This is a genomic window from Micromonospora gifhornensis (assembly GCF_016863515.1).
Lineage (GTDB): Bacteria > Actinomycetota > Actinomycetes > Mycobacteriales > Micromonosporaceae > Micromonospora > Micromonospora gifhornensis.
In genome coordinates, this window is record NZ_BOPA01000016.1 from 20,581 (window position 1) to 34,149 (window position 13,569).

13 protein-coding genes are annotated in these 13,569 nt (G+C 71.2%); 8 read left to right on the forward strand and 5 right to left on the reverse strand.

Translation table 11 applies throughout. The annotated features are described in order from the left end of the window. Positions 1-5: 5 nt before the first annotated feature. Positions 6-203 carry a hypothetical protein gene (locus Vgi01_RS10550; protein WP_102660547.1) on the reverse strand — a complete coding sequence of 66 codons (198 nt, stop codon included), beginning with the start codon at positions 201-203 and terminating at the stop codon, positions 6-8. 398 nt (positions 204-601) lie between these two features. Between Vgi01_RS10550 and Vgi01_RS10555 the strand changes: the two genes are divergently transcribed. The 5 genes from Vgi01_RS10555 to Vgi01_RS10575 all read left to right on the forward strand — a co-directional run bounded on the left by Vgi01_RS10555 (position 602) and on the right by Vgi01_RS10575 (position 5,601). Further along, the gene (locus Vgi01_RS10555) at positions 602-1,483 is read left to right on the forward strand and encodes an alpha/beta fold hydrolase (RefSeq protein ID WP_239088891.1); all 882 of its coding nucleotides are present in this window, start codon (positions 602-604) and stop codon (positions 1,481-1,483) included. 78 nt (positions 1,484-1,561) lie between these two features. Further along, on the forward strand, positions 1,562-2,104 hold the full coding sequence (locus tag Vgi01_RS10560) for a PadR family transcriptional regulator (protein ID WP_204290892.1): 543 nt from the start codon (positions 1,562-1,564) through the stop codon (positions 2,102-2,104). Continuing rightward, on the forward strand, positions 2,101-2,856 hold the full coding sequence (locus tag Vgi01_RS10565) for an ABC transporter ATP-binding protein (protein ID WP_204290893.1): 756 nt from the start codon (positions 2,101-2,103) through the stop codon (positions 2,854-2,856). The genes Vgi01_RS10560 and Vgi01_RS10565 overlap by 4 nt, the downstream gene beginning before the upstream one ends. Next, on the forward strand, positions 2,853-4,379 hold the full coding sequence (locus Vgi01_RS10570; RefSeq protein WP_204290894.1) for an FtsX-like permease family protein: 1,527 nt from the start codon (positions 2,853-2,855) through the stop codon (positions 4,377-4,379). The genes Vgi01_RS10565 and Vgi01_RS10570 overlap by 4 nt, the downstream gene beginning before the upstream one ends. A gap of 253 nt (positions 4,380-4,632) precedes the next feature. After that, positions 4,633-5,601 (forward strand): ion transporter, encoded by a 969-nt coding sequence (locus Vgi01_RS10575; protein ID WP_204290895.1) that lies wholly within the window; start codon positions 4,633-4,635, stop codon positions 5,599-5,601. A 33-nt stretch (positions 5,602-5,634) separates the two neighbouring features. On the opposite strand, the gene Vgi01_RS10580 is transcribed toward Vgi01_RS10575, so the two are convergent. From Vgi01_RS10580 to Vgi01_RS10595, 4 genes are all read right to left on the reverse strand, one after another. Next, positions 5,635-6,573, reverse strand: coding sequence for a Gmad2 immunoglobulin-like domain-containing protein (locus Vgi01_RS10580; RefSeq protein WP_204290896.1), 939 nt, complete (start codon positions 6,571-6,573; stop codon positions 5,635-5,637). Continuing rightward, a complete protein-coding gene (locus Vgi01_RS10585; RefSeq protein ID WP_204290897.1) occupies positions 6,570-8,018 on the reverse strand; it encodes an ATP-binding protein in 1,449 nt (482 codons plus the stop codon). Before Vgi01_RS10585 ends, Vgi01_RS10580 begins: the two co-directional genes overlap by 4 nt. Positions 8,019-8,031: 13 nt before the next feature. Then, positions 8,032-8,712, reverse strand: coding sequence for a response regulator (locus Vgi01_RS10590; RefSeq protein WP_102660935.1), 681 nt, complete (start codon positions 8,710-8,712; stop codon positions 8,032-8,034). Between the two features lie 115 nt (positions 8,713-8,827). Beyond that, positions 8,828-9,460 carry an AMIN-like domain-containing (lipo)protein gene (locus Vgi01_RS10595; protein WP_204290898.1) on the reverse strand — a complete coding sequence of 211 codons (633 nt, stop codon included), beginning with the start codon at positions 9,458-9,460 and terminating at the stop codon, positions 8,828-8,830. Positions 9,461-9,692: 232 nt separating this feature from the next. Between Vgi01_RS10595 and Vgi01_RS10600 the strand changes: the two genes are divergently transcribed. The 3 genes from Vgi01_RS10600 (at position 9,693) to Vgi01_RS10610 (ending at position 13,493) form a co-directional block, all read left to right on the forward strand. Continuing rightward, a complete protein-coding gene (locus Vgi01_RS10600) occupies positions 9,693-10,883 on the forward strand; it encodes a snapalysin family zinc-dependent metalloprotease (RefSeq protein ID WP_204290899.1) in 1,191 nt (396 codons plus the stop codon). A 116-nt stretch (positions 10,884-10,999) separates the two neighbouring features. Beyond that, the gene (locus Vgi01_RS10605; protein ID WP_204290900.1) at positions 11,000-12,043 is read left to right on the forward strand and encodes a TRM11 family SAM-dependent methyltransferase; all 1,044 of its coding nucleotides are present in this window, start codon (positions 11,000-11,002) and stop codon (positions 12,041-12,043) included. A gap of 310 nt (positions 12,044-12,353) precedes the next feature. After that, a complete protein-coding gene (locus Vgi01_RS10610) occupies positions 12,354-13,493 on the forward strand; it encodes a ricin-type beta-trefoil lectin domain protein (protein WP_204290901.1) in 1,140 nt (379 codons plus the stop codon). The last annotated feature ends 76 nt before the right edge of the window (positions 13,494-13,569 follow it).

A 13,569-nucleotide genomic window follows, 5' to 3' on the forward strand; every position in this document is an offset into this window, starting at 1 on the left:
CGGTGTTACTCCGGCAACGGCGTGCCGACCCAGCAGAACGTGCCGAGGCAGAAGCACGGAACCGGCTCGGTCGGCTCGGTGGCCAGGTTCTCCACCCGTAGCAGGTCCTGCGGGGCCCCGGCCTCACCGTCGAGCCAGGAGGCCGCGAGCGCGGCGGCCCGCGCACGGATCACGCTGATGCTGTCTGCTCCGAAGTCGCGCATGTCGTCTCTCCTGAAGTGGCGCATCGTGGTTCATGCACGGGCGAGCAATTCCGGCTAGGATGAAGCCAGCTGTGGGTATCTGGACTACCCACAGCTGTTTCGTGTCGGCTGTCCCGCGTGAACGGGCAGCCCGTCCTCACCCGACTGCTCTCCGTGCCACTGTCGGCTCGGCTGCGTTGCGGATCAGTTTTCCCGCACCCCCTCACCAGCGGTAGGGCACCGCGCACCTCCCACCCATGACACTTGTCATCCCCCACCCCACCCCACCCACTCATCCCCGCCGATCTTGCACTTCCCGTCGCGACATAAGCCGCAAAAGCCACGTATCGGCGACCACAAGTGCAAGATCGGCGCGGGGGAGGGGGTGGGGTGGGGTGGGGGCGGCCTAGGGTGGGGTGGTGGGGGGTTCGGTGCAGCGTTCGACGACGGTGGCACGCCTTGGTTCGGGGGCGGTGGAGTACCGGTTGGATCGGAGGGGCGACACCGTCGTGGTGGTTCTGCACGGTGGGCATCTACGGGCCGGGCTGGTCTGGGACGAGACCGTGTTCGTCGACGCGGGGATCACCGTGTTGGCGCCGTCGCGTCCCGGCTACGGGCGGACCCCGCTGTCGACAGGTACGACCAGAGCGGGGTTCGCCGACGTCACCGCCGAACTCTGCCGGCACCTCGGGATCGACAAGGTCGCGGCCGTGCTCGGCATCTCCGCCGGCGGCCCGACTGCGATGACCGTCGCTGCCCGCCACCCTGGCCTGGTCGAGCGGCTGATCCTCCAGTGTTCCCAGGGCCCGCACTGGCCGAGGCGTCGTGAGCGGTTACTGGCGAACCTGATCTTCTCACCGGCTGCCGAGCGGCTGACCTGGGGTAGCCTGCGCGGGCTGCTGCGTCGTGCACCGGACACCGGCCTGCGGATGCTGCTCGGCGGGCTGTCCACCGTGCCGCCCCGGCAGTTGCTCGCGGGCATGTGGCCCGAGCATCGCGCCACGTTGATCGCCCTGTTCTCGGCGATGCGCTCCGGTGCGGGCTTCCGTCAGGACCTGCGACCCTACACCGACGTCACCGCCGAGATCGGGCAGCCGACACTGGTGATCGCCAGCCGGCACGACGGTGCCGTCTCCTTCGACGACGCCGAGCACCTGGCCACCGCGATCCGTCGGGCCGAACTGGTCGAGAGCCGGTCCGACAGTCACTTCCTCGAACTCGGCGCGGACTGGCCCGCCATCTCCGAGGCCATCCGTGTCTTCCTGACCTCCGAGCCGCGCGATTTCGCAGCGCGCGGCTGACTCCGGCAAACCAGCTTCCTCAGGTGTCGATTGGGGGCAGGGTTGACCGGCACTATTCCCACAAGGAATAGTGGGGTGATGTCGACCGCACATGTGCTGCTTGGTGTCCTTGCCGCTCAGGGGGTCAGCCATGGTTATGAGCTCAAGCACGAGCACGACCGCAGGCTGCTCGGGGTCAGGCCGTTGGCTTTCGGGCAGCTGTACACGACGTTGGCCCGGATGCTGCGCGACGGGTACATCGTGGAAGCGGCCCACCAGCGCGTCGGTGGGCCGGATCGGGTGGCCTACCGGCTCACGCCGGAGGGCATGACCGCGCTGGACGGGTGGCTGAGTCGGGCCGTACCGCCCGCGGTGCATGTGTCGGGCGAGTTGTTCGTCAAGGTCATCGTCGCGTTGCTCGCCACCCCGGACGAGGTGACCGCCCGGTCGTACCTGGCCGCGCAGCGCGCCGCCCACCTGGCCCGGATGCGGGAGTTGACCGCCGTCAAGACCGGTGGCAGCGCCTCGGTGACGGAACTGGCCGCCGCCGACTACCTGCTCAATCACCTCGATGCCGACCTGCGCTGGATGGCGACCACGTTGGACCGGATCGGTCAGCTTCGCTCGGAGGTACGGTCATGAGCGCACCGATTCTGCACGCCGAGCACATGGAGAAGTGGTACGGGCCGACCGCAGCCCTACGCGACGTGTCGGTGAGCATCGACAAGGGCGAGATCGTGGCGGTCACCGGCCCGAGTGGCTGTGGCAAGTCGACGTTGCTGCACTGCCTGTCCGGCATCCTGGCTCCGCAGCGGGGCAGCGTGCGGTTCCAGGGGCGGGAGATCGGCACCGCCGGCGAGGCGGAGCGCTCCCGGTTGCGTCGTACCGTCTTCGGGGTGCTCTTCCAGTTCGGTCAGGTCGTGCCGGAACTGACCGGGATCGAGAACGTGACCCTGCCGCTGCAACTCGGCGGCCTCGGCTACCGGGACGCCGCGGTACGAGCACGGGCGCTGCTCGACCGGCTGGGCGTGGGTGACCTGGCCGGTAAGCGGCCCGGCGAGATGTCCGGCGGTCAACAGCAGCGGGTGGCGTTGGCCCGTGCTCTGGTCACCGAACCGCAGGTGCTCTTCGCCGACGAACCGACCGGGGCGCTGGACAGCCTCGCCGGTGAGCAGGTGATGGTGGAGCTGGTCCGGCTGGCCCGTGAGCACGGCACGACGGTGCTGGTGGTGACCCACAACGCGCAGGTGGCCGCGTACGCGGACCGAGAGATCACCATGCGCGACGGCCGCGTGGACAGCGACGGCCGCAGCGACAACTACGGCCGGGACAACAGCAGCGACGGTCGGGGCGACGGTGACCATCGGGTCGTGCTCCGCGGGGAGGTGCGGTGAGACCGGGCACCCTGTTCCGTCTGGCCTTCGTCGGCACCCGCAGCGACCGGGCCCGGGTGCCGGTCACCGCCGCCGGTGCGGCGATCGCGGTGCTGGTGCTGCTCTGCTGCGCCACCGTGCTCAGCATCGAGCCGGCTGCCGGGCGGTACCACAACCGGATGCTCACCCAACCGGGCCTCCTGCTCAACGTCGCGGTGGCGATGCTGCTGTTCAGCATCCCGGTCCTGTTCCTGGTCGGGCAGTGTGCCCGGCTCGGCGCGCCGGCGCGTAACCGTCGGCTCGCGGCCCTGCGGATGGCCGGCGCGACGCCGAGGCAGATCGCCTGGGTCGCCGCCGTGGAGACCGGGCTGGCCGCGACGATCGGCGCGGCGGCCGGCACGGCCGGCTACTTCGTCGGGCGGGTGCTGCTCGACCGCCCGGACCTCGCCGGGGTACGGCCCCTGCCGACGGACGTGCTGCCGCCCGTCACGGCGATCGTCGCCATCGCGGTAGGGGTGCCGCTGCTGGCCACGCTGCTCACCGTCGCGTTGCTGCGTCGAGTGGCGATCACCCCGTTCGGCGTGCTGCGGCAGAGCCGGCAACAGCCGGTACGGGCTTGGCCCACGTTGCTGCTGGGGATCGGCCTGCTCGGCCTGGTGGCGATCAACGCGGCGATGCGCAGCGAATACGTCCGGCAGGGCGGGTTCGGTGCCAACCGCGACGACCTGTTCGTCATCGCGCTGCTCGGCTGCACCGTCGTGATGCTGCTCGGCCTGATGTTCACGGTGGCCTGGATCGGTTACCACAGCGCCCGGCTGCTGCTGCGGGTCACGCGGCGGCCCAGCGCGCTGATCGCGGCCCGGCAGATCCTCGCCGACCCGCATGCCGGCAGCCGCAGCTTCACCGTCATCCTGGTCGTCACCGCCTTCGGCGCGGCCGCGATGATGCTGCACTCCTGGCTGGTCACCGACGTGGCGGTGCGGACCGCCGCGATGCTCGACCCGGCCCTCGGCTACGACCGGCCGCCACTGGATCTCAGCGGCACCGCCGCCTTCCGCTCGGACGTCCACACCATCGTCAACACGGTGCTCATCGGCCTCATCGGGGTGGCCGCGCTCACCCTGCTGATCGCCCTCGTCGAATCCGGCGTCGCCCGCCGACGGGCCATCGCCGCCCTGGTCGCCGGTGGTACGCCGCGCGCCGTGCTGGCCCGTGCCCTGTGTTGGCGGGTTCTCCTGCCGGCGGTGCCCGGCATTGCCATCGCGGGGCTGGTCGGGATGCTCGGGATGCGCGCGTTCACGACCACCGCCACCGCGGGTTGGAGCCGGACGGTCTGCGTCGGCACCCCGGCCGAGTGTGCCGGGCCGGACGCCGAGCGTCACCTGGAGTACCGCGAGGTCACCCACACCCTCCAGACCTCGGTGCCCTGGGCCGAGGTCGGGGCGGTCATGTCTGTCGCGTTGCTGGCCGTGCTCCTGGTGATCGGGGCGAGTGTGCTGATGCAGCGCTCCACCACCGATCCCGCCGAACTGCGTGCCGGCTGAGCAGTCAGGACGGCTGGCTGAGCAGGACGGCTGGCTGAGCAGGACGGCTGGCTGAGCAGTCAGGGCGGCTGGCTGGGCGGGCGGGGTGGCCGGTGATGCCGGCTGCCCCGCCCCGGCGGTCAAGGCGTTGGGGTGCCGTCGGGGGCCGGCACAGCGGGTGACCAGGGAACTGTCCCTTGTGGCCGATCCGGGTGCGGAAGCGGTCCAGGGGTGTCATAGGCTGCCGTCCGGTCATGAGCCGACGAGGAGTGATATGACGCGTACTGTCCGTGGTCCGTTGCACCGGCTCGCCGCCCGGTGCCAGGCCCTCGTCGGCGCCTCCTGGTTCAACCTGGCCAGCTTCGCCGTGGTCATCGTCAACGCGATGGCGTTGGGCCTGGAGACGTACGGCGGGGTCGTCGCAATCGTGGGGACCGCGCTGCGGACGGTCGAGTACGTCTGTCTCACCCTGTTCGTGCTGGAACTGCTGGTGCGCTTCGGTGCCCACGCGCCGGCTCCCGGCGGGTTCTTCCGGGACCGGTGGAACGTCTTCGACCTGGTGATCGTGGCCGCGCCGCTGCTGCCCGGCGTCCGGGAGAACGTGACCCTGCTGCGGTTGTTGCGGCTGGCCCGCATCGTCCGGGCGTTCCGGCTCTTCCCGAGCCTGCGGGTGATCCTGGTCGGCATCCGGCGCAGCCTGCCCGGGCTGGGCAGCTTCCTGCTGGTCACCGCGCTGCTGCTGTACGGGTACGCGATGCTGGGCTGGATGCTGTTCGGCGCCGCCTACCCGCAGGAGTACGGCAGCGTCGGGCAGGCCATGCTCACCCTGTTCCTGCTGCTGTCGCTGGACGGCATCACCGACACGCTCCAGGCCGGCCGGGAGGTCACCGGCTGGGCGGTGCTGTACTACGTCTCCTACATGGTGGCCGCCTGCTACCTGCTCACCAACCTGCTTGTGGGTCTGGTGCTGACCGCTCTGCAGGAAGCGCACCAGGACGAGCAGGTAGCCGCCCAACGGAGCGGTCGCCCGACCGATGGACACCCGGAGGACGAACCGTCGGTCCGCGAGCAGTTGGCCCGGGTGCAGGCCATCATCACCGACCTCGAACGGCGGCTGCCCGAGCAGCAGCTCATCGGTCCGCCGGCCACCGGCCGGGTGACCGCCGAGGCCGGCACGCTTGTGCTGTCCAAGCCGCAGGTAGGCCAGCGGTCCCGGACCAGAGGCCGCCGCAAACGCCGCTGACCATCACCGCAAAGCGCCAGGGCATGTTCGGCGCTACCGCGTGGCGGCCAACGTCACCGGTACGGAGACCAGCTTGGTGGGGCTGCCGTCGGCGGCGGACACCTCGTAGGCCTCGATGGTGCCGGGCTGTTCACGGTCCAGCCGGTAGCCGATGGTGACCCGGTAGCCGCCCCGGCAGCCGGTGCCGCAGGTGGCCGTGGTGAACGCGGTGGCCAGTTGTCGGCCGGTGGCGTCGCGTACCCGGACGCTGACGGTCGCCTCGAACACGTCGGCGCTGCCGCTGACGGTGACCGGGCTGGTCACCCGGTCTCCGATGACCGGGTGGGTGACCACGATCGCGGGCAGCAGGTCGGCGTAGTCGACGCGTCCGGCCGGTGCCGCGGTGCCGAAGGCGACCCGCCGGACGGTGGGGAACTGGGTGAGCGTGTAGACCACCTGCGCCTCGCGCAGCCGTGCGGTGCCCGGATCGGGGGCATCGGGCAGGCGTACCGTGGCGACCCCGGCCTCGATCCGGCTCACCTCGGCTGCGGTCAGCAGGGTGACCAGACCGGCGTCGGCCTCCGCCCGGTTCGGTCCGGCGACCAGCTCGGCAAGTGCCAGCCGTGAGGTGGCGACGGTGGTGGGGCGGGTACGACGGGTCGGGGCGAGACGACCGTCCCGGACGTACCACAGCTCCAGGGTGAGGTTCGCAGGCCGGCTGCTGGCCACGGGCCCGGCGCTCGGCGGCGGGGGAGCGGAGGTGCCGGCGGCGGTCGTGGCGGTGGCGGCCGACGAAGCGACGCTGGCGGGCCCGCCGGGCACGGCGGCGGTGGTGGGTACGCCGGTGGTGGGTGCGGGCACGGCCGGTGCCGGGCCGAGCGATCCGGACCGTGACGGCGCGCATCCCACGGCCAGGACCAGCACCACGACGGCAACGGCCGACAGGTGTCGGAACCGCCACGGTGCCGCCGCGCCGACCGGGTGCCGGCTCACCCGGCACCACCGGCGGTGACGTCCGACGAGCCCGCGTCACACCGATCGGTGCCGGCGTCCAGCCGGTCGGGCAGGTCGAGACGGTCGGGCAGGTCGAGACGGAACCGGGTGCCGCTGCCCGCGGCGCTGTGCACGGTGAGCCGGCCGCCGAGCAGTTGGGCGTTCTCCTGGGCGATGGCCAGGCCGAGCCCGCTGCCACCGCCGGAGCGGGCCGGGTCGACCTTGTGGAAGCGGTCGAACAGGCGCGGCAGGTGTACGGCGGGGATGCCGGGCCCCTGGTCGTCGACGTCGAAGAACACCCGGTCACCGGCCCGCGTGACCCGGGCACGGATCTCGCCGTCGCCGTGCTGCACCGCGTTGGCGATCAGGTTGCCCAGCACCCGTTCCAGTCGGCGCGGGTCGGTGCGCAGCCGGACCGGCTCGTCGTCGACCTCGACCCGGCCCTGCCAGCCTCGGGTCGCCACGATCGCGCGCAACAGGGCCGGTGCGTCCACATCGGCGACCACGACGGCCTCCTGCCCGGCGTCCAGTCGGGAGATCTCCATCAGGTCCTCGACCAGGCGTCGCAGCCGGACCACGTCGTCGACCAGCAGCTCACCGGCGCGTCGGGCGTCGCCGGGCAGTTGGTCGAGGTGCTCGCGCAGCAGCGAGGCCGCGGCCACCAGAGCGGTGACGGGGGTACGCAGCTCGTGCGCGACGTCGGCGGTGAACCGCCGCTGGAGATCCTGCGCCCGGCGCAGCGCGACGATCTTCGCCTGCAACGCCTCCGCCATCTCGTTGAACGAGGCGGCCCAGGCGCTGAACTCGTCCCGGCCACGTACCGGCAGCCGGGTGGCCAGCAGCCCTTCGGTGATCGCCCGGGCGGCCCGGCTCGCCCGCCCGACCGGTTCCAGGGTGCGCCGGGCGAGGGTGTGTCCGATCGCGGCGGCGAGCACCGTCACCAGGACCCAGCCGGCCGCCAGGGCGTTGCGCAGCCGATCGAGGCCGGTGGCGACGTCGTCCTCGCCGGTGATCACGTACAGCTCGGCGGTGGAGCCGGGAATCCGCCCGCCCACCACGAGCAGCCGGGGTGGCCCGTCGCTGCGCTGGTAGCCGAGTTGCCCGGCCGCGACGGTGGCCCGGAGCGGTTCGCCCAGTGTCGGCGCGTGCTGCGGATGCGAGGGCCACACGTCCCCGGTGACCAGCACCACGTGCCGGCCGCTGCCCTCGAAGCTGGTGAGCAGTTCCGTGCGGCGCTGCTCGGTCAACGGCAGGAACTGCCCGGCCAGCACCAGCCGGTACCGGGCGTCCGCGGCGGCGGCGTGCAGCGAGGCGTCGTAGCTGGCCTGCCGCAGCAGCAGGTACGACCCGCCGGCGAGCACCCCGGCGGAGACCCCGGCGACCAGTACGAACGCGACGGTCAGGCGGCGACGTAGCCGGCCGGGACGTACCGGGTCCGTGGCCATCGCCGTCGCCCGCTCAGCTCGCGGTCAGCTTGTAGCCGGCACCGCGTACGGTGCGGATCAGGCGTGGACTGGCCGGATCGTCCTCGATCTTGGCCCGCAGCCGCTGCACGGCCACGTCGACCAGCCGGCTGTCGCCGAGGTAGCCCTGCTCCCAGACCCGTTCCAGCAGCAGCTCGCGGGTGAAGACCTGACCCGGGCGGCGGGCCAGCTCCAGCAGCAGCCGGAACTCGGTGGCGGTCAGCGGCAGCTCGTGACCGTCGCGGCGGGCCACGAAGGCGCCCGGGTCGATCTCCAGGCGACCGATCCGCAGCGGGCCCGGCTCGGGTGCTGCGACGGAGCGGCGTAGCAGCGACCGTACCCGGGCCACCAGTTCGGGCAGGTCGAAGGGTTTACGCAGGTAGTCGTCGGCGCCGCACTCCAGCCCGACCACCACGTCGATGGTGTCGGTGCGGGCGGTGAGCATGAGGATCGGCACCGCGCTGCTGCGCCGGATCTCCCGGCACACCTGCAGACCGTCCAGGCCCGGCAGCAGCACGTCCAACACGATCAGATCGACCGACCCGGCCCGCCAGGCGGCCAGACCCTGTCGACCGTCGGCGGCGGTGTCCACCCGGAACCCGGCGCGGCGCAGCCCGAGGGCGGTGACCTCCCTGATGGAGGCGTCGTCCTCGACCACCAGCACGCGGCCGTCCATGACGTACCCAGGGTAGTCCTGCTCACCCCGGTCGTCGCTCGCCGTGACGGTCGGGGGCGGGTGCCCGAACGCCGGACACCCGCCCCAGTTGCCGATCACTACTGCCCCTGCCCGGTCACTGCTGCCACTGGTGTGCCACGTCGAGGACGATCCGGCTGTGGGTGCCCGGCCCGGCCAAGACGAGGACCCGGAACGGCAGCCGGGCCCGTACGCCGACGGCGAAGGTGCTGTAGCCCTCGAAGCTGCCGCCGAAGACCACGTCGCGCAGCGTCTGGTAGCGCAGCACGTTGGCCACATGGTCACCGACCCGGTACGGCACGGTGGCGAGGTGCTCGTCGTCGTACGCGGGCGCCCGCAGCGACACCCGCAGCAGCGCGCCACCCGCGGTGTACGGCGACAGGGCCAGCCCTTCACCCTCGGTGTACGTCTCGCCGTAGCCGATCGAGTAGCCGGTGACCGTCCCGTCGAACTCGAACACCACCCGGTCGTAGCAGTCGTGCCGTCCGGTGCGTACCTCGGTCAACGGGGCGTCGCTCAGCGTGCCGGCCACCTTGTCCCCGCTGCCCCAGGTGATTCCGCAGTACGGCTCGCCGGTCGCGGCGGCTCTTGTACCGGCGGTGCCCGTCGTGCCGGCAGTGCCCGTCGTGCCTGAGGTGGTCGTCGTGCCGGCGGTGGCCGTTGTCCCGGCGGTGGTCAGGAGGACGGCGCACGCCACCGTCAAGGCGGCGAGAGTTCTGCTGATTCGCATCGTGGATCTCCTCTCCGCTGCCGGCCCGCCCGCGCGGGCCGGTGATGCTCGTGGAGTCCACCGTCGACACGCTTCGCCACCGCGCCTTCACCGGGACGTAACAGCCGGGCAACAGCCGGTGCAGGCGGTATGACACTTCCGTGATGACATCTATTGACTGATGTCTACTAATATCCACGGACATCGATCGCGGTGCGTCGATGTGCCGCGGGTATCCGCAGGGGAGTACGAGATGATCCGACACAGACTGCTGCGCGCGGCCACCGTCGCGCTGGCAGCGGTGCTGACCGCGACCGGGCTGCAGGTGGCCACCGCCACCAGCGCCTCCGCCGCCCGAACCGTCTACTACGACGCGAGCCGGGCCGGGGAGTTCCGGACCAACTTCGACCAGGCCGCCCAGATCTGGAACAGCAAGGTCAGCAACGTCCGGCTGGTGCCCGGCACCCCCGCCAACGTCACCATCCTGGTCGACACCGGCTGGCCCCGGGCGCAGGTCACCGGCTTCGGCTCCGGCCGGATCTGGATGGGCTGGCAGGCAGTCAACCAGGGCTACCACCGCACCCGGATCGCCACCCACGAGTTCGGTCACATCCTCGGGCTGCCCGACCGGCGTACCGGGCTCTGCTCCGACCTGATGTCCGGCAGCAGCGCGCCGGTCTCCTGCACCAACGCCAACCCCAGCGCCGCCGAGGCCAGCCGGGTCAACCAGCTCTTCGCCGGCAGCCGCAGCACCGCCGAGGTCGCCGAGACGTACACCTGGACCGGGGACGAGGCCGGAGGGATCGGCACGCTCGTGGTCAACGGGCGCCCGGCCACCGAGAACTACCCCTGGCTGGTCTACACCTCCGGCTGCACCGGCACCCTGATCAAGGCCAACTGGGTGGTCACCGCCAAGCACTGCTCGACCCCCTCCTCGGTGCGGGTGGGCAGCATCAACCGCACCAGCGGCGGCACCGTCGTCGGCGTGAGCCGGGCGGTCAACCACCCGAGCATCGACGTCAAGCTGTTCCAGCTCTCCAGCTCGGTCAGCTACGCGCCGGCCCCGATCCCGACCACCTCGGGCGCGGTCGGCACCGCCACCCGGATCATCGGCTGGGGCCAGACCTGCGCGCCCCGCGGCTGCGGCTCCGCGCCGACCATCGCGAACGAGCTGGACACCTCGATCGTGGCCGACAGCCGGTGCCTGGGCATCAACGGCCCGTACGAGATCTGCACCAACAACACCAACGGCAACGCCGGCGCCTGCTACGGCGACTCGGGCGGCCCGCAGGTGCGGAAGATCAACGGCGTGTGGAACGTGATCGGTGCGACCAGCCGCGCCGGCAACAACAGCTCCACCTGCGCCACCGCCCCGTCCATCTACGGTGACCTCCCCTCGATCCGCTCCTGGATCAACACCCAGGTCGGCGGTCTGCCCGCCTGACCCTGACACCGCTCGATCACCTGGTGCCCGCGAGCCCGGACAGGGCTCGCGGGCACCAGGCCGCTTGCGCAGGGCGGCGGGGGCCGGCGGGTGCCGCCGTGGAATAGTGGCTGGTCGTGAAACGGTATGGGGTGCTGATTCTGCCGTCGAGTAACCGGGTGTACTCGGGGGCGGCTGTCGAGTTGACGCGGGCGGAGCTGGAGATCTTCGGCGGGGCGGTGCTCGGCGGGCGACTCGGGGCGGTGGAGACGACCACCGTGGGTGGCGTCCCGTACGTCACGTTCGGTGTCGAGGGCGGGCTGGGCGAGCGGGACGTGGCGTTGCTGAGCAACCTGTCCAGCGCGTACGCGATCTTCGAGTTCGTCGACGATCTGCTGCGTCCGGTGCCGCTGACCCGGCTGGACCGCTACGACGACGACCTGGTCACCATCCAGAAGTACCCGGGCAAGACCAACGAACAGTTCACCAAGCTGCTGCTCAACGTCACGCTGCTCGCCTCGACCTGGGCCGACGAGCTGCTGACCCGGCGGTTCCGGGTGATCGATCCGCTGTGCGGCCGGGGGACCACGGTCAACCAGGCCATGATGTACGGCTTCGACGCCGCCGGCCTGGACCGCGACAGCAAGGACTTCGAGGCGTACCAGACGTTCCTCAGTACCTGGCTCAAGCGCAAGCGGGTCAAGCACCGGGTGCTGGAGTCCGGGCCGGTACGCCGGGAACGCAAGGTGGTCGGCCGGCGACTGCGGCTGGAGGTGGCGGCCTCGAAGGAGGCGCACAAGGCCGGCGACGTGCAGACCGTGGACGTGGTCAACGCCGACACCACCCGGATCGGGGAGTTCTTCCGCCCGGAGAGCGTCGACCTGGTGGTCGCCGACGCGCCGTACGGCGTGCAGCACGGCAGCCGTACCGCCGACGGTCTGGCCCGTGACCCCCTCGCCCTGCTTGCCGCGGCCGTGCCGGGCTGGGCGCGGCTGCTGCGCCCCGGCGGCGCTCTCGGCATCTCCTGGAACACCAACGTGGCCAGCCGGGAGGCTGCCGCCGAACACCTGACCGCCGCCGGTCTCACAGTCCTGGACCACGGCCCCTGGCGCACCCTGTCCCACCGCGTCGACCAGGCCATCGTCCGCGACATCCTCGTAGCCCAAAAACCCACCCCCTAACCCCTAACCGCCACCCGCCCCGCCCGTCGCCTTGCCCCTCGCCACCCCACCCGCCCCGCCCGTCGCCTTGCCCCGTCGATCTTGCACTTTCGGTCGTCGTGATGAGGCTTTTGCGGCGTATGCGGGGACACAAAGTGCAAGATCGACGGGGTGGGGCGCGGCGGGGTGGGGCGCGGCGGGGCGGGGTTGTGGGCGGGGTGGGGGAGGGGAGTGGATGTTGACGGGGGTCGGTGGGGGTGGGAATATCGACTGTTGTGAGTGTTAGCGCTCACACTGTTGGGTGCGCTGAGGACTAGTGGCAGGAGTGGTGATGGGGATGAGGGTGCGATGGCTTGCGGCGGTGGCCGCGGTCGGGCTCGCGGTCAGTGCGGTGGTGACAGCGGCGGGGACCGCCAGTGCGGAGTCCAACGGTGGGGTACGGGTGATGCCGCTCGGTGACTCGATCACCGAGGGCACTCAGATCCCGGGCGGCTACCGGATCGGCCTGTGGCAGCGCCTGGTCAACGGCAGGTACACGGTGGACTTCGTCGGGTCGCAGTTCAACGGGCCGACCAGCCTCGGTGACCGGGACCATCAGGGGCATCCTGGCTGGCGGATCGACCAGATCGACGCCAACATCGTCAACTGGCTGAACACGCAGCGACCGCAGACCGTGCTGCTGCACATCGGCACCAACGACATCCTGCAGAACTACAACGTCAGCAGCGCACCGAACCGGCTCTCCACCCTGATCGACCGCATCACCAACACCGTCCCCAACGCGGAGGTGTTCGTCGCGCAGATCATCACGCTGTCGAACACCAATCAGGCGGCGGCGGTACGCACCTTCAACGCCGCGATTCCCGGCATCGTGCAGAGCAAGGTGAACGCGGGCAAGCGGGTGCACCTGGTCAACATGCACGCCGCGTTGACCACCGGCGACCTGATCGACGGCGTCCACCCGACCGCCAACGGCTACGACAAGATGGCCGCGGTCTGGTACAACGCCCTGCAGTCGGTGCCGGGCAGCATCGGCACCCCCGGTAACGGCGGCACTCCCACTCCCACCCCCACCCCGGGTCCCACCAACGGCGCGATCGTCGGCAACCAGTCCGGCCGGTGCGTCGACGTGCCGGGCTACAGCACCGCCAACAGCACCCAGTTGCAGTTGTGGGACTGCCACGGCGGCACCAACCAGCAGTGGAGCTACACCTCCGGCCGGGCGCTCACCGTGTACGGCAACAAGTGCCTCGACGCCGAGGGTTACGGCACCTCGCCGGGCACCCGGGTCACCATCTACGACTGCCACGGTGCGACGAACCAGCAGTGGAACGTCAACGCCAACGGCACCATCACCGGCGTGCAGTCCGGCCTCTGCCTGGACGCCAACGGCGGGGGCACCGCCAACGGCACCCGGCTCGTCCTCTGGACCTGCAACGGCCAGGCCAACCAGCAGTGGAGCCGGCGGTAGTCACCACCACCGGCCCCACACCCTGACCGGCCCACGCCCCGGCCCCACGCTCTGACCCGGCCCCACGCTCTGACCT